The following is a 19,077-nucleotide window of genomic DNA, read 5'->3' as shown; positions in this document are numbered from 1 at the left end:
GGCGTCCGTCATGGAGACCCTGACATGGCCACTGCCACGCAGAAGATCACCCTGTCGTCTTCGCGCGACATCCCCTTCAACAAGCTGGTGCTCAGCCAGTCCAACGTCCGGCGCGTGAAAGCCGGTATCTCGGTCGAGGAACTGGCCGAGTCCATCGCCCGCCGCGGGCTGATCCAGTCCCTGCATGTCCGGCCCGAGCTCGACGCCGAGGGGCAGGAAACCGGCCTCTTCGAAGTGCCGGCTGGCGGCCGCCGCTATCGTGCGCTGGAGCTTTTGGTCAAACAGAAGCGCCTCAACAAGACCGTGCCGGTGCCCTGTATCGTCTCGGACGCCAGTGACGACATCCTGATCGACGAGGTGTCGCTGGCCGAAAATATCGAGCGCGCGCCGCTGCATCCGCTCGACCAGTTCCGCGCTTTCCAGGTCCTTCGCGAGAAGGGAATGAGCGAGGAGGAAATCGCCGCCGCCTTCTTCGTCGACGCAAAGGTGGTGAAGCAGCGTCTGCGCCTCGTTTCGGTCTCGCCGGCGCTGCTCGAGACCTATGCGGAGGACGGCATGACGCTGGAACAGCTCATGGCCTTTACAATCTCCGACGACCATGCCCGGCAGGAACAGGTCTGGGCGGCGATCAAGGACAGCTGGCAGAAGGAGCCTTACACGATCCGGCGTATGCTGACCGAGACCACGGTGCGGGCCTCCGACAAGCGGGCGCTCTTCGTCGGCATCGAGGCCTATGAGGCGGCGGGCGGCTATGTGCTGCGCGATCTCTTCCAGCAGGACGATGGCGGCTGGCTCCAGGATCCGGTGCTGCTCGACCGGCTGGCGGCCGAGAAGCTGAAGGCCGAAGCGGAGACCATCGCCGCCGAGGGCTGGAAGTGGATCGAGGTCGCCGTGGACTTCCCCTATGGTCATACCAGCGGCTTGCGCCGTCTGGCCGGCACCACCATCGACCTGACTGACGAGGAGCGTGCCGAGCGCGAGAAGCTCCGCGACGAGTTCGACGCGCTGGAGGCGGAATATGCCGAGGCCGACGAGTTCACCGACGAGGTCGATGCGCGCCTCGGCGAGATCGAGGAAGCGCTGGACGCCTTGGAATCCCGGCCGATGGTCTACGACGCAGACCAGATGGCCCGTGCCGGTGTCTTCGTCAGCATCCGCCATGACGGCCATCTTGCCGTCGAGCGCGGTTATGTCCGCCCCGAAGACGAGGAGGTGGAAGGTCACGAGGGCGATGACGCCGATGGTGCATCTGCCGAAGGCGACGAAGACGGCAGCGTCCGGCGCGCCGTCATCACCGTAGGCGGGGGCGCGCCGGAGACCGAGGAGGACGACGAGGTCGAGACCATCCGGCCTCTGCCCGATCGCCTGGTCAGCGAACTGACCGCGCATCGCACGCTGGCGCTGCGGGATGCGGTGGCGTGCAACCCGCATGTGGCGATGACGGCGATGCTGCATCGGCTGGTCACCGATTGCTTCCTGCCGCATTCCACCAGGGGGTGCCTTGAGGCTCATGTCCGGGAAGTTCATTTCCCGGCACAAGCCGACGACCTCGGCGAAAGCATCTCGGCGCGCGCCATTACCGACCGCCACGAACGCTGGGGCGATCACATCCCGGCCGACGATGCGGCGCTCTGGGACTGGCTGGCCGATCAGGACGACGACACCCGGATGGAGTTGCTCGCCCATTGCGTCAGTTTCGGCGTCAACGCCTTGCACGAGAAGCCCAACCCCTATGGCGGCATGGGCGTCAGCCAGCACGGGCTCGATGTGCGCCTGTCCCAGGCCGACCGGCTGGCGCGGGAAACGGGCCTCGACATGGTGGCGGTGGGCTGGCGGCCGACCGTCGGCAACTATCTCGGCCGCGTGACCAAGCCGCGGATCATCGAGGCGGTGCGCGAGGGCGCCGGCGAGCGGGCCGCCCAGCTCATCGACCATCTGAAGAAGAGCGACATGGCCAAGGAGGCCGAGCGTCTGCTGGCCGAAACCGGCTGGTTGCCGGAGCCGCTGCGCCTGGTGGACCCCGATGCCGAGGTCGATGCGGATGCCGGGATCGACGCCGAGGCCAACGATCTGCCCGAGTTCCTCGCCGGAGACGGCGAAGAGGACGAAGCCGCCGGGGACGAAGACCCGCAGAGGATGGTCGCCGCGGAATGATCCTCACGCGGGGCGGTCCCGATCGCCCCGCAGTTCTTTCCTCAGCTTCAGGACGTCCCCATGACTTTCAAACGCGACACGGCCACTCGGCGCATCGTCTTTTCCTATCTCGTCCCTGTGCATGTCGAGGTTGAGGACGGCATCGTCGCCGATGTTGTCGTCATCGACGAAACCCCGATCCGCGATCCCACGCTGATCGAAGGTGACGGCGACCTGCTTGCCAAGGCCGTCACCGACGCCAATGACGGACAGGCATGGCCGTCCTGGCGCTTCGGCTACTGATCCCGCTTTCCGTTTCCGCAACTCGCCCGGTCCTCGTGACCGGGTTTTTTCTTTGGAAAACCCTGATGCCCGCAATGATCGATATCGACCGGATATTCCGTGAAAACCACGCCAGTCCGCCATCCGAGCGCACGCTGCCCTGGGAGGAAACCCGCGATGGCATCACCGTGGTGGTGGAGCCGAAACCGCATTGGGCGGAGGACATGCGCGCCTTTCGTCTCGAAGCCTGCGCATATTGCCGCTACGCCGATTGGACCGCGAACGGCGGTCATGCCCGGTTCTACGGTCATATCGACACCAGCGGTGACGACGTGATGATGACCGCGCGTGCGATGATCGCCTGCGAGATCGCCGATGGGCTCTGGGACTGAAGGCCTGTCCTCGTCTGACGATAGCCGCCACCGTCTTCCCGTCATCGGCCTCCATGGTTCCGGTTCCAGCTGCACGACGGTGCCGCTCATCATGTTCGGCATCGGTGTCCGCCCCCGTCCTCGAACACGCTCCTGATGCCAGCGCGGCGGCAAGGCTGGCCGGACGGGGCATCTGCAAGGGGGTATCCGGCGCCTGTCGGATGCAAGACACCACCCTCGCTTCCATTCGCTAACCTTGGTCTGATCCGTCTCTTTGACATTCAACCCCGGAGGGGTCGGCTTACGCATACGTGCCGCCCTCGGGGATTCGGAAACAGTCCGAACGCCCGAGGGTGAGTGCAGATTCGGTCAGACACGTCGGGCGCCTGTCGCGCGGGGGATGGTCCCCCGCCTCCAGAGACAGGAGCCAATCCCGATGTCCTATGCAGATGCCACCGCTTTCGCCGCCAGCCTTGCCACCACTCTGATGGTCGTGATCGTCGTGTTTCAGGCCGGGGACGGAACCCACGGCGCCATGCCCGCCGACGAGTTTGACGGCGATGAGGACATGGTGAAGCTGGAACTGGATCCATGGGCCTGAGGCGCGAAAGCGTCTCACCCCAAACGGCCCGAGCGCGGAGACCCGCGCTTCGGGCCTTCAGTGCCTCTCGATGGTCCCCCATCGTCGGCAGCGGAACCGGGAACAAGCCCGGTCAGAGAGGAAGAGTCCGGGCCTTTCGGCCGTGACGGGTTGAGGGCTGGAGAGAGAGGCTCACCGGCGCCCGTCATGGAGTGATCCCGATGACCTTTGCCCGTTCCCAAACCTTCCGCTCCATCGGCCAGATTCTGGCGGCCGATGTTCTGCCCGCGCTTTATCGGTCGCAAAAGCTGCCGCTGCGCATCTCTTGCCTCGGCGTCGCCAGCTATGACGCCAGTGATGCGGCGAGTAGCTTTGACCGCGTGATCCCGCTTGGGGAGTGCCCGTCACCGGAGGAGGCCATCCAGGCCGCAGCCTTGCGCCTGTCGCGCGGTGATATTTGCACGGGGCCGAATAGCTTTCCGTATTTCCAGCCGCGCATCATGCTCATTCAGGACCGCGATCAGCGCCTGGTCCTCGCCGGCGCAATCCGCGGCGGCATTATCCTCTGGCAACAGCCGGTCGCATCCGATGCCGAGGCACGCAGGATCGTGACCAAGGCCAGCCGACTGCGCGGCATGGCATTCCGAGCCTCCGAGCCAGGTGATGCGAGACGGCTGCGTTACCGCGCCGCTGCGCAGGAGGCACGGTTGGTTGATCCCTTCTGGCGCGAGATCGCGGCCGATCTGCTCCGCCTGCCGCAGGCCGCCTGAGCTTCACCCTTTCCATCCCATTTGGCTCGGTTCCACGCCAGGCCATGTGATGCCCGGAGACCATCATGGCCGACTATTTCACCCATTTCTCCTGCCTGCTTGACGTGGGCACCCCCGAGCGGGCCGCCCGCGCGCTCGATCTCTACAATGCGCTCTCGGATGAGAATGCCGCTGGGGATCCGCCTTCGGACGGGTTTCTGCTTTCCATTCAACCCGAGCATGGCGGAACCCGGCTCTGGATGCGCGATGATGGCACCGGCGATCCCGAGCATGTCATCCAATTCGTCAAACGCTGCGCGAAGGAGTTCGGGCTGACCGGCCTCTGGGGAATGCAATACACCTTATGCCGAATTCGGCATAAGGCGTATTATGCCGGGATCGGGATTATGCCGCATGGCCAGTGCCCCGGCTTGAGAACGTTGGCCTTGGCCATGCGGTCATTCGGCATATTCAGAGCGACTCGAGGAAGGCCAGCAGCTGATCGTCTGGTCGGTATCGGCTGGATTTGACCCCCGGTGCAGTCACCTGTCGGAGCGCATTTTCCTTTAGACGCATATCCGCGTGGATGTAGATCTGGGTGGTTTCCACGGATTCATGGCCGAGCCAAAGCGCGATGACCGCTTGGTCGACACCGCTATGCAATAGTTCCATCGCGGTGCTGTGGCGGAGCGTGTGCGGTGTAACGCGCTTCCCCTCAAGGCTTGGACAGGTCTGCGCCGCCTTGGCGCAGTATTTTCGGACCAGATGCTCAAGTGCGTCGCGACTGAGACGGTCTCCGCGGATCGAGGGGAACAGCGGACCTTCGCTATCCTTGCGATCACGGATCCAGCCCGCGATCAATCTGGCCGTATCGCGGCGTAAGGGCGTCCGCCGGTCTTTTCGGCCTTTCCCAAGACATTTAACATGGGCACCGGTCCCGAAGACCACGTCGTTGCAGTTCAGATTGACCAACTCTGAAGCCCGCAGCCCAGTTTGGAGAGCGAGCAGCAGCAAAGCGTGATCCCTGCGCCCCACCCAAGTGGCGCGGTCGGGCGAGCCGAGCAATGCCGCGATTTCGTCGGCATCGAGGAACGTCACCGCCCTTTTTTCTTGGCGTTTGTTCGGCATGGCCAGAATGCGTTGGCAGTGATGCAACAACACTGGCTCCGTCATCGCAACATACCGGAAGAAGGACCGGATCGCCGCGAGCCGGGCATTTCGAGACCGGACAGCGTTGCCGCGGGACCCTTCGACATGGATGAGGAAGTTCGCCACCATGTCGGCATCGATATCGCCAACTTCCAGCCTCGTTGGGGCTTTGCCGCTGCGGGCTCCGGCATAGCGGATCAGCAGGCGGAAGGTGTCGCGATACGATGCGATGGTATGACGGCTTGCTTCCATCTGGACGCACAAGCGATCTGTGAAGAAGCGCTGCAGCAAGGCTGGGAATGTCGCGGTCCTCATTACGACTCCTCCGCCGCAGAACTCTCGCCGATCCGTGCCGAGGCCAGTTCGAGAAGCTCGGGCACGGCCTGAAGGTACCAGTAGGTGTCCCTTGGCCCCTCATGCCCGAGGTAGGTCGTCAGCTTGTGCATTTCGCGCGCAGCATCATGTCCGGCGCGATACCAGCCTGTGATCGTCCGGACGGCAAAGGTGTGCCGAAGATCGTGGATGCGCGGTGGCCTTCCGGGCATGGGCTTGGCCCATGTACCCCGCATGCCGATGCTCTGACAGACACGAACAAAGTTTGCCCGCGCCCAGCAATAGTCGGGTCGTTCGCCTTTGCAATTCACGAAGAGCGGTTCCGAGTGTCGTTCGAGCAGTCGATCCCTTTCGGTACAGTAGTTCTTCAGTCTCACCGCGACATCCGGATCGATTGGAAGGATTCGTTCCTTGCCATTCTTGCCGTTCTTTATGTGGAGCAACTGCCTCTCGGCATCGAAGTCTGCCGTGTCGAGCGCCAAGGCCTCTGCAACGCGCATGCCCGTGATAGCGATCAGACCATAGAGCATCGCGCAGGTCAGCCCGCGCAGCCCGTAGATCGACGGCAATTCCCGCGCCGCCCCGATGATCTGGGCGAGTTCGGTATCGCTGTAGATGTACGGCGCGGACCGACTGACTCGTCCTGGCACGAACCCCCTCGGTGGAGGATCTTCGTGCCGATCATCCATACCGTGCAGCCATAGAGCAAATTGACGGACCGCGCTGAACCTACTGGCCTTGGTCCCGCTACTGGCAGGTCGCAGTCCATCCATCCATTCGAGCAGCAGCTCTTTTGTGACGAACTCTTTTCCGGCTTTGTCCACGAAGGTGGCAAAGCTGCGCAGGCGCAACTCGTCTGCTTTCAGTTTGGCGCCAAACATCCGGCGGAGATTGAGATATCGATCAAGCTCGGCGTGCAGGGTCATTGCTTTGCCTCCCCTGCGGGCCAAGGTTGGGCAACAGAACGAAGGTTTGCGATGTCGAGCTTCGCATAGATCATCGTCGTCGCGCGCGACTTGTGGCGCAGAACATCGCCCACCTCGTGCAGGGCTACGCCAGAGCGAACCATCCGAGTTGCGAGGCTGTGGCGAAGCACATGCGATCCGAGATACCGAGCAGGCATCTCGATCTTCAGTGCTGCGCAGGCCCGGGCAAGGATTTTGCTGACGATGCGGCTGTCCTTGAACCCGAGATAGGGGGCATAGGACCTGACAAAAAGAACGCGCGTTACGGTCGATGGTCGGGCATCGCGCAGGTAAGCGCTGATTGCGGCGCCGACATCTTCCGGAAGCGGGAGACGGTCACGCCGTTTGCCCTTTCCTCGGACGAGCAGCTCTCCCGCTCGCCAGTCGATGTCATCGATCTCTATCGCCATGACTTCGGGCACACGCAGGCCGAGCCGGGCCATCAGCAGGAACATGGCATAGTCACGAACGCCATAGCTGGACTCTCGCCGGACCCACTCAAGGATGGCCTCGATGTCTGTCGGCGGCAGATACCTGGGAAGTCGGTTGTTCTGGATGCGATGTACCTTCGGCACAGTCGACGACAGATTGGTTACGGTCAGGCCCCGGGCAAACAGGTACTGGAAGAAGCAGCGCAGATGGGATGCCGGCGTCCGCGCCATCGACAGACCCTTCCCCTTCTGGATGTGTTCGAGGAACGCAACGATGTCTTGGTGCCTGATCGCCGAAGGGTCAGGCACTGTTTCGCCAAACCGGTGGTCCAAGAAGCGGACGGCATATCGCTTGACATGATAAACTGAACTCGGACTCAGGCCGCGTTGCCCGAGCAGGAAGCCTTCCAGGTCATCCAGCAGCTTGTCCTTTGCAATTTGGGCAGCAGATACAGGTGGCGGAATCGCAACGCCGATGCTGATGAGGTGGAGGACGAACCGTCTGACCAAGTTCGGGATCCTGACCGCGTTCATTCGATCAAATGGAACCTGCCGGGCATGGCGATCGGCGATTTCCAGCGTCAATGACGTCGGCTCAACACCATGGGCCTCCAGAACCCGGCCAAACCGTCGAAGCTGGAAGCGATAGTTAGACAGCGCCCGACGCTGCATGTGCGTCGGCGCGAGGCTCTCCTCGAACGAACTGATGTACGGGTCGAGGCAGGTTGGTTGGACTTTCTTGGCCATGGCTTTCTCCATGTTGCTGGCGCAACAAGGATTATGCCGAACGCGTTGGCACGAAACTGAGGGTTCAGGACCATGAAGCCGGTCAGCCACACCCTATAATCATTGGCTGGTGTGGTCATATGGCAAGTCAATGCTTCTCGTCGACTGGAGGGCCATGCGGCATAATCCCGATCCCGGCATAATACGCCAACACCTGCTCGAAGCCGCGTGTGGACGGGTTCGGTGGAGGCGCCCATGTGCTCGACCTCGCCACCGGAGAGACTGTGGACTGGTTCTACACGGACGGCTGGCTTGCCATCGTGCTGGACGGAGGCAATCCCTATGCCTGATATTATCGAAATCCCCGTCTATCGCCTCAACGAGTTGTGCGGGGACGCGAAGGACAAGGCCCGCGCCTGGTATCGTGAAGGCGGCTTCGACCATGACTGGTACGATGCGGTCTTTGAGGATTTCCAGCGCGTCGCCGAAATCCTAGGGCTGAACCTCAAGACCCGAACCGTCCGGTTGATGGGCGGCGGCACACGGCAAGACCCCTGCATCTGGTTCCGGGGCTTCTGGAGCCAGGGCGATGGTGCCTGCTTCGAAACTTTCTATGCCTACCGCAAGGGCGCGCCGCGCCGGATCAGGGAATACGCGCCGCAGGACACCGAGTTGCACCGCATCGCCGATGCCCTGCAGGCGGTCCAGCGACGCAATTTCTACCAGCTTCGCGCCGAAGCCACCCATCGCGGCCATTATTACCATGAGTATTGTATGGCGATTTCGGTCGAGCGTGACAGCCCGAGTTGGCAGGATATGACCGCCGACGCCGAGGACACCGTAAGCGAGGCGTTGCGCGATCTCGCCCGCTGGCTCTACCGCCAGCTCGAGCGCGAATACGACTATTTGTCCTCGGATGAAGTCGTCGATGAGACCATCATCGCCAACGACTACACCTTCACTGACGCCGGACGCCGCTTCGGCTGATCTCGACAAGCGCTCCACCATCGGGTCGGGCCGGTTTTTTTGTGTCACCGTTTCCAGAGTCAGGGAGGTGCCGGGAGGGGTTGAGTCCGGGTGGTTGAGAGAGAGCGCCGTCCGGGCTTGTCCCTTCAGCTCTCTGAGGATCTCCGACATGAACATCTCGTCTCCCGTGACCGATCCGGTCACGCCGCTGGCGGCCGCGCCCGCGATCCTGGCTGCCGCCAATCTCCTCCTTCCCCATCTCGAACGCGGCCAGCGCGTCGATACCGCGGACCTCCGCAGCGCCATGGAAACCGCTTTCGGAGCCTCCGACGCCAGTGGCGCCTGGGACTGGAAGCTCGCCTATGAGGCCGGCGAGGTGGCCACGGTGCTGTTCCTGCGCAAATACGGAAAGGCGCTGTTCCGCAAAGTCGCCTCTCCGGTTTCCCGGCTCGATGCTCTGACGAAGATCGCGGGGTTGTTGCCGACGCAGACCCGGCGCTCCGAGGAAAGCCAGAGCTTCCAGCAGTTCAGCACACCTCTGCCTCTCGGCCTTGCCGCGCTGGCGGCGGCCGCGATCACACCTGATGACGTGGTGCTGGAACCCTCGGCGGGCACCGGCCTTATGACGATCCTCGCCCAGAGCGTCGGCGGCTCGCTGATCCTCAACGAACTCACCGAGACCCGCGCCGATCTTCTCTCGTCCCTCTTTCCGGCCTTTCCCGTCACCCGGTTCGACGCCGCCCAGATCGACGACTATCTGCCCACGGACGCCATGCCGTCCGTGGTTCTGATGAACCCACCTTTCTCGGTCATGGCCAATGTCGAGGGACGGATGGCGGATGCTACGTATCGTCATGTCGCCTCGGCGTTGGCCCGTCTCACCCCCGGCGGGCGGTTGGTCACGATCACCGGCGCGAATTTCGGACCGGAAGCCAAGGCTTGGCGCGACGCCTTCATACGCCTGCAGGACCGCGGCCGCGTGGTCTTCACCGCGGCCATCGACGGAGCGGTCTTCGCAAGGCATGGCACCAGCATCGACACGCGGCTGACGGTGATCGACAAGCTGCCCGCCGACGATCCGTCAGTCTTCCCGGCCTCGGCAGGAACCGCACCCGACGTTGTCACGCTGCTCGGCTGGATCGAAAGCCAGCTTCCGCTGCGTTTGCCGGTGTCGCTGCCGAAAGTCGCTTCTCCCGTGCCGGCGGCTGCCCCGAAGACCGTGCGCGGTTATCTTGCTCGCGCCACAGCGTCCCGACTCGCCGCTGCACCAGCGTCCGATCCCGAGGGGGTGGAGCTCGAGTATGAGACCGTGGACTGGGCGCCGCCCGAGGGCGCGCGCTTGTCGGACGCGATCTATGAGGAATATGCGCTGCAATCGCTGCGCATCCCCGGCGCCGAGCCGCACCCGACCAGGCTGGTGCAATCCGCTGCCATGGCCTCGGTCGCGCCGCCAAAGCCGTCCTACCGGCCCATGCTGCCGTCCGACATCCGCACCCGACTGTCGGACGCCCAGCTTGAAACGGTGATCTATGCCGGCGAAGCCCATGCCGATCATCTGGCTGGCGCCTGGATGGTGGATGAGCATCTCGACACTGTGAGCGCCGCGCCAGAGGATGCTGCCGGATCGATCCGCTTTCGACGGGGCTTCATGCTCGGTGACGGAACCGGTGCTGGCAAGGGGCGCCAGTCGGCTGGCATCATCCTCGACAACTGGCTGCGCGGCCGCCGCAAGGCGGTCTGGATCTCCAAATCCGATAAGCTGATCGAGGATGCGCAACGCGACTGGTCGGCGCTCGGCATGGAACGACTGCTGGTCACACCGCTCTCGCGCTTCCCTCAAGGCGCAAAGATCACGCTCTCGGAAGGCATCCTGTTTACCACCTATGCCACGCTGCGCTCCGATGACCGGGGCGAGAAGGTTTCGCGCGTCAAGCAGATCGTCGAATGGTTGAGCTCCGATTTCGATGGGGTCATCATCTTCGACGAGAGCCATGCCATGCAGAATGCCGGTGGCGGCAAGGGAGACCGCGGCGATATCGCCGCCAGCCAGCAGGGACGCGCAGGCCTGCGGCTCCAGCATTCCATGCCGGATGCGCGCGTGGTCTATGTCTCGGCGACAGGAGCCACGACCGTTCACAATCTGGCCTATGCGCAGCGTCTCGGACTCTGGGGGGGCGAGGATTTTCCGTTCCAGACCCGCGCGGAGTTCGTCGAGGCGATCGAGGCCGGCGGCGTGGCAGCCATGGAGGTGCTCGCCCGCGATTTGCGTTCTCTCGGCCTCTATACCGCGCGCTCGCTCTCCTACGACGGCGTCGAATACGAACTGGTCGAGCACAAGCTCACCGAAGAGCAGCGCCGCATCTATGATGCTTACGCGGCCGCGTTCGCCGTCATTCACAACAATCTCGACGCGGCGATGGAGGCGGCCAATATCACCGGCAGTGAAGGCACGTTGAACCGCCAGGCCAAATCCGCCGCGCGGTCGGCCTTCGAGAGCACCAAGCAGCGCTTCTTCGGCCATCTGCTGACCTCGATGAAAACCCCGACACTGATCCGCTCGATCGATGCCGATCTTGCGGCGGGCCATGCCGCCGTCATACAGATCGTCTCAACTGGCGAGGCGCTGATGGAACGGCGGCTGGCGGAGATCCAGACCGACGAATGGAACGATATTTCCGTCGATGTCACTCCACGGGAATATGTCGGCACGTATTTGCAGCATTCCTTCCCTGTGCAGCTCTACGAGCCCTTCACTGACAGCGAAGGAAATCTGTCCTCGCGACCCGTGTTCCGGGACGGTCAGCCGGTCGAGAGTCGCGAGGCTGTCGCCCGGCGCGACGAGATGCTCGAACAGCTCGGCTCGCTGCCGCCGGTTCCGGGCGCGCTCGACCAGATCGTCCAGCGCTTTGGCACCGACCTGGTGGCGGAGGTCACGGGCCGGTCGCGCCGCATCGTGCGAAAGGGCGAAGGCGCATCGGCCCGCCTGGTCGTCGAGAACCGCGCGCCCTCCGCCAACCTTGCCGAAACTTCGGCCTTCATGGATGACCAGAAGCGCATTCTGGTCTTCTCGGATGCGGGGGGCACCGGGCGCAGCTATCATGCGGACCTTTTGGCGCGGAACCAGCGCCTGCGGGTGCACTACCTGCTGGAGCCGGGCTGGAAGGCCAATGCCGCCATTCAGGGGCTCGGGCGCACCAACCGCACCAATCAGGCGCAACCACCGCTCTTCCGGCCCATCGCCACGGATGTGAAGGCCGAGAAGCGGTTCCTCAGCACGATCGCCCGTCGTCTCGACACGCTGGGTGCGATCACGCGCGGGCAGCGCCAGACCGGCGGCCAAGGCCTGTTCCGGCCCGAGGATAATCTGGAATCCGCCTATGCCCGCGATGCGCTGCGCCAGCTCTATCTGCTGATTGTGCGCGGCAAGGTCGAGGGCTGCTCGCTGGAGAGGTTTGAATCCGCCACCGGACTGAGGCTGATGGATGCGAACGGCATCAAGGACGACCTGCCGCCGATCACGACCTTCCTCAATCGCCTGCTGGCTCTGACCCTCGAGTTGCAGGGCATCCTGTTCTCGGCCTTCGAGCAGCTTCTGCAGGCCCGGATCGACGGAGCGATTGCATCCGGCACCTATGACATGGGGCTGGAGACGCTGCGCGCAGAGAGCTTCATCGTCACCGACCGGCAGGTGATCCACACCCATCCGGGTACTGGCGCGGAAACGCGGCTGCTGACCCTGACCGAGCGCAAGCGCAATCAGCCGGTCACGCTGGATGCGGCGCTGGCGGAGCTGGATGATCCGCTGGCGAAGCTGCTCACCAACGAGCGGTCGGGCCGCGCCGCCGTGCAGATCCCAACCACCAGCGTGATGCTTGATGACGGCGAGATCGAGCGCCGCGTGCGCCTGATCCGGCCGATGGAAGCGATGAATTTGCCCGCGCGGGCGATGGGCGAAACCCACTGGATCGAGGCCGACCATGCCGACTTCGCCACGGCCTGGAACTCGGAGCTGGAGGAAGTGCCGGAGTTCACCGACAGCATCCTGTATATGGTGACCGGGCTTCTGCTGCCGATCTGGAAGCGGCTGCCACAGGAGACCTCCCGGGTCTATCGGCTCCAGACCGACGAGGGCGAGCGCATCATTGGTCGCCGTGTCTCGCCCGCATGGGCAGCAAATGCCGCTACCAGCGGCGTCGCAACCACCATCACGCCGGACGAGGCCTACACGGCACTCATCGAGGGCCGGACGATCTTCGATTTGGCCGAGGGACTGCAACTACGCCGGTCCCGTGTCATGGGCGCGAACCGGATCGAGCTCACCGGCTTCACCGATACCATGCGCGATCGGCTGCGCGCCTATGGGCTCTTCAGCGAGATCATTTCCTGGAAACTTCGCTTCTTCGTGCCGGTCGGGGAAGCCGGGCCGGAGATCATCGGCAGACTGCTCGACCATTTCCCGGTCGAGCGCATCTCCGAGCGGGAGGCCGCGTGATGGCACGTCTCAACGCTTCCGAGCTGGCGCAGCGTCTCGGCCGAGAGGCCGAGGCTGTTTGCCGCCACTATCTCTCGAACGGGCGCAAACAGGGCAATTACTGGCAGGTCGGCGATGTGCAGAACAGTCCCGGCCGCTCCATGTTCGTCCGTCTGACCGGGCCGGAATCGGGCAAGGGCGCGGCCGGCAAATGGACCGATGCGCAGAGCGGGGAACATGGCGATCTGCTCGACGTGATCGGCGAAAGCCTCGGCCTTATCGATTTTGCTGACGTTGCCGAGGAAGCCCGCCGCTTCCTCAGCCTGCCGCATCCCGAACCGGAGCCACAGTCCCGCAAGTTCCGAACACCGCCGGTACCATCCGGATCGTCCGAAGCGGCACGCCGCCTCTGGCACATGACCCGGCCATTGATCGGCAGCCTCGCGGAGACGTATTTGCGCGGTCGCGGCATTACGGATTTACGCGGAACCGAAAATCTGCGTTCCCATCCGACCTGCTACTGGCGGCCGGAGGGCGGCGGCCCAACCGAAACCTGGCCGGCCATGATCGCCGCAGTCACCGACCTCGATGGCAGGATCACCGGCGTACACCGCACATGGCTCGCCCCTGACGGTTCCGGCAAGGCACCTGTCGATCCGCCGAGGAAGGCGATGGGAGACCTGCTGGGAAATGCCGTCCGGTTTGGGGAGGCGCAGGATGTCATGGCAGCGGGCGAGGGGATCGAGACCATCCTCTCGCTGCGGCAGGCATTGCCGATCATGCCGATGGTCTCCGCACTCTCGGCCGGACATCTCGCTGCTGTCCTGTTCCCGCCGCATCTGCGCAGGCTCTATATCGTCCGCGACAACGATCCGGCAGGCGACGCCGCACGGGACAGCGTGGTGGACCGGGCCATCGAGGCCGGGATCGAGGCCATCACGCTTTCGCCCATGCAGGGAGATTTCAACGACGATCTCGTGAGCCTCGGCCTGGAGGCGCTTCGGGCGCAGATCCGGGTGCAGATCGCTCCTGAGGACGTCAGCCGTTTCATGTCGCGCGCACCATAGCCAGAGAGGGCCGTGATCGGGGATAACCGATCCCGCCATGGGCAAGGGATTGCTGCACCTCGGCAAGAGACCCGCGCCTTGGCCTTCTTGAGAGGGCGAGCGGCCCACAAACGCTCCGGCCCGGCAATGGCGGCGCCCGACTGATTTCCGTCGGCGGCCCGCCACCCCACGCGACAGGTCGCGTGGGGACCCCGTCTCCCCCGCCTTTACAGCGCGAAGCAAATCAGCCGGGCTTTGCCATCAAGGCCCCCGCAAAGAGCTCGGGCTGCCAGGCCGGAGCGCCCGTGGGCTCGTCGTCGCCATGAAGGCCGCGACGGTCGCGGTCCAGCCGAAGGACACATCCCATGTATGCCCATGACGAATTCGAACCCGATCACAGCACGTCTCCCACCGGCCATGTCATCGAAGAGCTCGAACTCTATGGCTACCGTCCCGCCGAGGGCGAGGCCGATCCCCGGATCACGCCCGAGGACACCGCCATCCAGGGCGCGGTTGCCGACATCTTCGATGCCCTGATCTCCACCATGGCCGACACCAGCCTCGATTTCGACCTAGACGAGATCATGTGGTCCACGGTCAACACCTTCCACCGCGCCGTCGAGCGGATCGAACGCAAACTCGATGACAACGAGCAGGCCCAGAAGCGCCTTCAGCGCGAACAGGACGGAAGCGAGGTCAAATCCGTCCAGTTGGAGACCCTGATCGGTATCGGCCAGAGCCTGATCGAGCGCCGCGACAGCATGGAGACTTTCCGCGAGACCGCCGCCGACCTCTACCTGCGCACCACCGGCACGCCCTGGTCGCCGCGCTCCGGCTCACGCGTCAACCATCGCGAGATGACCTCAGCCATGATCGACAGCCGCGACTTCATCGCCGCCAAGCGACGGGCCGACACCGAGGTGCTCGTGCCCTCCGGGCCGAAGATCGCCTTCTCGGGCGGCGACACCACCGATCACCGCACGATCTGGGCCAGGCTCGATCAGGTGCACGCCAAGCACCCCGACATGGTGCTTCTGCACGGCGGCAGCCCGAAAGGCGCCGAACGCATCGCGGCCACCTGGGCCAACAACCGCAAGGTGCCGCAGGTCGCCTTCAAGCCCGACTGGACGAAACACGCCAAGGCCGCGCCCTTCAAGCGCAACGACCGGATGCTCGGCACGATGCCGATCGGGGTCATCGTCTTCCCCGGCACCGGAATTCAGGAAAACCTCGCCGACAAGGCCCGCAAGATGGGCATCCCGGTCTACCGCCTGGCGGCGGGCAGCACGTGAGCGCTGCCAGCCATTCGTCGACACCATGCCCGGCAGAACTCTCGCCATGCCGTGCAGTTTCATGCTATGTTCGCCTTGCGCCATGGTGGTGGTGGAAGGCGCGACCGTTCCAAGCCATACGGGAGACTCCACCATGATCGTTCTCGGAATCCTTGCATCTTTCGCGGCCATTGCGGGCCTGTGCTGGTTGGTGTTCAACCTCGCGGTCTTCGCCCTGCCGTTCCTCGTCGGACTTCATACCGGCATCTGGGCCTATGGAACCGGCGCAGGCTGGCTCGGTGCAATCCTCGTCGGCGGCTTCGCCGCCGGCCTGACGCTCGCCATCGGCCAGGCGCTGATCATGCTCGTGCGCCCGCTCTGGGCGCGGTTTGTCATCGCGCTGATCTTTGTGGTGCCCGCCGTCTTGGCCGGGTTCTACGCGACCCTCGGAATCACCAGGGCCATGATGCCTTCCGAGACATGGCAGATGATTTTCGCCGTCATCGGCGCTGGCGCTGTTGGCGTTTCCGCCTTCCTCCGCATTGCCGGTATGGCCGCCGACTCTTCGGACAGTTCTCCCGTGGGCGCCTGACACTGCCGACGATCCGATGAGGCGGGACCGGAGCGGCGCTGGAATGCCATCCCGATCGTCAGGATGCCGGAATGGGGCTATGTGCGGATCGGATTGAGGCTCGCGTCGCGGCCCGTGGCCGTGCGGTGGAGGGGGCGGACCGTTCAAGCGGCAAACCGCACCTGTGATCGGGGGGGACACGCCGGTCGAGGCGCATGGAGAACGACGCGCATGGCCTGTCGCGGGTAAGCGAACCCGCCGGTGAATAGCCGGTTAGGATGACGGGCATCCGCGGTCGCCATCGTCTCCGTTCCTTGCCCGTCCCATGTCCGCTCCATACGGCCCTTTCAATGGCCTGATCTGGCCGAATACCGGCTGTGCCTCGACCGGCTTGGCGCAACAGCGCCGCCATAACTTTCTTCCCCTGGGCTGCGCCCATTCCGCGCGAGACAAGAAAGTTCTGCCTGTGCTGTCCAGCCCCCGGCAAAGCGGGGGTGCGCCGCCAGTCGTCTCCGGCCTGTCGATCGCCATCGGGCCGCAATGGTGCGGACCCGTAAACTGAAAACGGAGACTTAAAATGGCGACCATCGGCACCTTCAAGAAGACCGGCTCGAACGAATTCACCGGCGAAATCGTCACCCTCAGCGTTCAGGCCAAAGGCGTGCGCATCGTCCCCGATACCCGCGCCACCGGCGATAACGCCCCCAGCCACCGGGTCCTGGTGGGCCGCGCCGAGATCGGCGCCGCCTGGTCCAAGCGCTCGGGCGAGGGCCGCGACTATCTGGGCCTCAAGCTGGACGATCCGAGCTTCACCGCCCCGATCTACGCCAACCTCTTCGACGACGAAGACGGCGAGAGCTACGCGCTGATCTGGTCCCGCCCCAACGGTCGCCGCGGAGAATAACGCCGCCGCGAGGCCCCGGCCGAAAGGCCGGGGCCGACCGCCGAACAGGGCAACCGAATCAGTTCCCGAAATTTCCGGTGCCAAAGCGGAATCGCGATGTAAACACGTCAGAATTTTGGTGGTGAATTTCTGTGATGCGACTATAATAGTCGTAGTTCTGGCGCGCGCGCCGGGTCGGATGGGAGGTGATCTGCATGATCACCGCCCGACAATCGCGGGCCGCGCGTGCGCTTCTTGGATGGACACAGGAGCAGCTTGCGGATGAGGCCCGGGTATCTTTGACCGCGCTCAAGCGCCTTGAGTCCGAAAGCGGGCTCGAGGTCTACGAGACCACGCGCGATCAGGTTCGACGAGCGTTCGAAGCGAATGGCATTCTGCTCCTGAACTCCGACCAGGGGATTGGAGTGATGCATGTGCAGGCGAAGGCTGTCGCTAAGAGCTGACTATTCCGGCAGGTTTCGCCGTGAACGGAATTGCGCTATTGCCGTGCTCACGAAAACGTCAACCTTCTGTGCTAGGGTTGTACAGAAGCCGCAGTGGGGATGCGTGTGACGATCAGCAGCTTGCAGGATGTGCCGCCGCAGGGGGCCGTGGTGACGGAATATGACCGCCGTCACATGGCGCAGTATATGCGTTTGCTTGATGCTGCAGGCGAGGGCGCGAGCTGGCAGGAGGCGGCGCAGATCATCCTGGGCCTCGATACGCAGAAAGAGCCGGAACGGGCGCGTTTGGTTCACGACGCCCATCTTGAACGCGCACACTGGCTGAGTTCTGAGGGCTATCGGCAATTGGCGGCGGGGCGAACCAGCTGAGAAGGTGATGCGTCCCACGCATCACCTGATGCATTGCGGCGGACTTCCCAAGTGATTGATCTCTCGGAATCCTTTCCTGAAATCAACCCAAGGGAGAGGCGATGCCATGCAACCCGACCGCTCGAATTGGCGTGACCAGGCAGCCTATGACTATCTCGATGATCTGGCCGCGCCGGAACTCGGCTGGGAGTGCCTGCGCCGCAATCCCGAATATCAAGATGACTATGCAGAACTTGCAGGGGGACCACCTGAGAGGGCTGACCTGAGGTATCAGGTCGGCCGTCGATGGGGTCTGTGCTTTCCCGATACGGCCCGGTCTGAGCGCGACTGTCGCCGAGATATTCTGGCGCCCCGAAATCGATACCAGCGCCGTGATCCTCGCGGTCGCCCCCGAGGCACTCGCAGGAGAGACTGGCGCGCCCGGCGATGAGATAGTTGCCCCGAAGGGCAGGGCATCCCCGATTGGCAAGCACCTGCGCCACAGGCTGCCGGACGGAACATACCTGCATCTCGTCGCTCCCCTGAAAGACCGTGGTCGGCTTGTGGCCACCGTTCCTCTCGGCCTCGAGGGGCTCGACCGCATCGAAGCAATCCAGCGGCTCCTGGCGGACCAGCACCGCCGCCGATCAATCCCCCGCGACACCCGCCTGACCGCGCAGCAGAAAGCGCGCCTGCGGCGTGTCCTTCAAGCCTCCGACGCCGCCTTCCATGGCGCGACCCAGAAGCAAATCGCCGAGGTCCTCTTCCGGACCGGTCGCCTGGACCGCGATGAATGGCAGGTCTCCTCGGCCCGCTTTGCCGTCTCCAGCCTCCTTCGCGAGGGGCGTGACCTGATCGCTGGCGGCTATCGCAAGCTCCTTCGCCACCAGCGCCGCCTCTAGGTCGGCGATCCCGCGCCGCGGTGTGCGGATTTACCCCTGCTACCTTCCCACTGCATCTGACCGGACGCGCTTCGCCATCGTGACCGTCATCAGCCGCTGTTTCGCGGCACTGGTCACACACAGTAGGGAGACGCCCGATGTCCGCCATCTCAACCGAACTTCCCCCGCGCTATCTGCGCACCAAAGAAGCCGCCCAGTTCCTGAGCCTGTCGGCTCGGACGCTGGAGAAGCACCGGACCTATGGTACCGGTCCCGCCTACCACAAGCTGGGCGGACGCGTGGTCTATGCTATCGAGGACCTGCAGGCCTGGGTCGGACGCGGCGCTGTCACCTCGACTTCCGACCCGCGCGGGCAGGTGCTGCCAGCGAAACGCCACACGCTCCCGAACCTCCCGCAGCCCGGTCGCTTCGTGCGCTGACCTGGGGCGACACCTTC

20 protein-coding genes are annotated in these 19,077 nt (G+C 64.0%); 17 read left to right on the top strand and 3 right to left on the bottom strand.

The window, feature by feature from the left end:
• Positions 1–24 precede the first annotated feature (24 nt).
• From CG50_RS11575 to CG50_RS17440, 6 genes are all read left to right on the top strand, one after another.
• Positions 25–2,154: a ParB/RepB/Spo0J family partition protein gene (locus tag CG50_RS11575; protein WP_036638459.1), complete on the top strand. Its 2,130-nt coding sequence runs from the start codon at positions 25–27 to the stop codon at positions 2,152–2,154.
• A gap of 60 nt (positions 2,155–2,214) precedes the next feature.
• Positions 2,215–2,436 carry a hypothetical protein gene (locus CG50_RS11570; protein WP_036638458.1) on the top strand — a complete coding sequence of 74 codons (222 nt, stop codon included), beginning with the start codon at positions 2,215–2,217 and terminating at the stop codon, positions 2,434–2,436.
• Positions 2,437–2,501: 65 nt separating this feature from the next.
• On the top strand, positions 2,502–2,807 hold the full coding sequence (locus CG50_RS11565; RefSeq protein ID WP_036638487.1) for a hypothetical protein: 306 nt from the start codon (positions 2,502–2,504) through the stop codon (positions 2,805–2,807).
• Between the two features lie 415 nt (positions 2,808–3,222).
• The gene (locus CG50_RS17235; protein ID WP_156876264.1) at positions 3,223–3,387 is read left to right on the top strand and encodes a hypothetical protein; all 165 of its coding nucleotides are present in this window, start codon (positions 3,223–3,225) and stop codon (positions 3,385–3,387) included.
• Between the two features lie 200 nt (positions 3,388–3,587).
• Positions 3,588–4,136, top strand: coding sequence for a hypothetical protein (locus CG50_RS11560; RefSeq protein ID WP_036638457.1), 549 nt, complete (start codon positions 3,588–3,590; stop codon positions 4,134–4,136).
• Positions 4,137–4,201: 65 nt separating this feature from the next.
• Positions 4,202–4,645, top strand: a complete 444-nt coding sequence (locus tag CG50_RS17440; RefSeq protein WP_245615701.1) for a hypothetical protein — start codon at positions 4,202–4,204, stop codon at positions 4,643–4,645.
• Here CG50_RS17440 and CG50_RS11555 read toward each other — a convergent pair.
• The 3 genes from CG50_RS11555 to CG50_RS11545 are packed head-to-tail and all read right to left on the bottom strand — an operon-like array spanning position 4,587 to position 7,740.
• A complete protein-coding gene (locus CG50_RS11555) occupies positions 4,587–5,579 on the bottom strand; it encodes a tyrosine-type recombinase/integrase (RefSeq protein WP_036638456.1) in 993 nt (330 codons plus the stop codon). The genes CG50_RS17440 and CG50_RS11555 overlap by 59 nt on opposite strands.
• Positions 5,579–6,523: a tyrosine-type recombinase/integrase gene (locus CG50_RS11550; protein WP_036638455.1), complete on the bottom strand. Its 945-nt coding sequence runs from the start codon at positions 6,521–6,523 to the stop codon at positions 5,579–5,581. The genes CG50_RS11555 and CG50_RS11550 overlap by 1 nt, the downstream gene beginning before the upstream one ends.
• Positions 6,520–7,740 carry a site-specific integrase gene (locus tag CG50_RS11545; protein WP_036638453.1) on the bottom strand — a complete coding sequence of 407 codons (1,221 nt, stop codon included), beginning with the start codon at positions 7,738–7,740 and terminating at the stop codon, positions 6,520–6,522. The genes CG50_RS11550 and CG50_RS11545 overlap by 4 nt, the downstream gene beginning before the upstream one ends.
• A gap of 321 nt (positions 7,741–8,061) precedes the next feature.
• Between CG50_RS11545 and CG50_RS11540 the strand changes: the two genes are divergently transcribed.
• The 11 genes from CG50_RS11540 (at position 8,062) to CG50_RS11495 (ending at position 19,060) form a co-directional block, all read left to right on the top strand.
• Complete coding sequence (locus CG50_RS11540; protein ID WP_036638450.1) at positions 8,062–8,706, top strand: hypothetical protein; 645 nt, start codon at positions 8,062–8,064, stop codon at positions 8,704–8,706.
• Between the two features lie 148 nt (positions 8,707–8,854).
• A complete protein-coding gene (locus CG50_RS11535) occupies positions 8,855–13,177 on the top strand; it encodes a strawberry notch family protein (protein WP_036638448.1) in 4,323 nt (1,440 codons plus the stop codon).
• Positions 13,177–14,223 (top strand): DUF7146 domain-containing protein, encoded by a 1,047-nt coding sequence (locus CG50_RS11530; protein WP_036638447.1) that lies wholly within the window; start codon positions 13,177–13,179, stop codon positions 14,221–14,223. The genes CG50_RS11535 and CG50_RS11530 overlap by 1 nt, the downstream gene beginning before the upstream one ends.
• Before the next feature lie 344 nt (positions 14,224–14,567).
• Positions 14,568–15,494: a DUF2493 domain-containing protein gene (locus tag CG50_RS11525; RefSeq protein WP_036638444.1), complete on the top strand. Its 927-nt coding sequence runs from the start codon at positions 14,568–14,570 to the stop codon at positions 15,492–15,494.
• A 133-nt stretch (positions 15,495–15,627) separates the two neighbouring features.
• Positions 15,628–16,065 (top strand): hypothetical protein, encoded by a 438-nt coding sequence (locus CG50_RS11520; protein WP_036638441.1) that lies wholly within the window; start codon positions 15,628–15,630, stop codon positions 16,063–16,065.
• A gap of 556 nt (positions 16,066–16,621) precedes the next feature.
• Positions 16,622–16,948, top strand: coding sequence for a DUF736 domain-containing protein (locus CG50_RS11515; RefSeq protein WP_036638439.1), 327 nt, complete (start codon positions 16,622–16,624; stop codon positions 16,946–16,948).
• A gap of 194 nt (positions 16,949–17,142) precedes the next feature.
• Positions 17,143–17,391: a helix-turn-helix domain-containing protein gene (locus CG50_RS11510; RefSeq protein WP_021120486.1), complete on the top strand. Its 249-nt coding sequence runs from the start codon at positions 17,143–17,145 to the stop codon at positions 17,389–17,391.
• 99 nt (positions 17,392–17,490) lie between these two features.
• Complete coding sequence (locus CG50_RS11505) at positions 17,491–17,760, top strand: DNA -binding domain-containing protein (protein WP_036638437.1); 270 nt, start codon at positions 17,491–17,493, stop codon at positions 17,758–17,760.
• Between the two features lie 106 nt (positions 17,761–17,866).
• On the top strand, positions 17,867–18,190 hold the full coding sequence (locus CG50_RS17540; protein ID WP_394297139.1) for a transcriptional regulator domain-containing protein: 324 nt from the start codon (positions 17,867–17,869) through the stop codon (positions 18,188–18,190).
• Positions 18,132–18,641, top strand: a complete 510-nt coding sequence (locus CG50_RS11500; protein WP_036638435.1) for a DUF2285 domain-containing protein — start codon at positions 18,132–18,134, stop codon at positions 18,639–18,641. The genes CG50_RS17540 and CG50_RS11500 overlap by 59 nt, the downstream gene beginning before the upstream one ends.
• A gap of 137 nt (positions 18,642–18,778) precedes the next feature.
• Positions 18,779–19,060: a helix-turn-helix transcriptional regulator gene (locus CG50_RS11495; RefSeq protein ID WP_009573772.1), complete on the top strand. Its 282-nt coding sequence runs from the start codon at positions 18,779–18,781 to the stop codon at positions 19,058–19,060.
• Positions 19,061–19,077 lie beyond the last annotated feature (17 nt).

It is taken from the genome of Paenirhodobacter enshiensis, from assembly GCF_000740785.1.
Lineage (GTDB): Bacteria > Pseudomonadota > Alphaproteobacteria > Rhodobacterales > Rhodobacteraceae > Rhodobacter > Rhodobacter enshiensis.
Note: the sequence above shows the minus strand (reverse complement) of the source record. Positions and strands in the feature narration are given on the sequence as shown.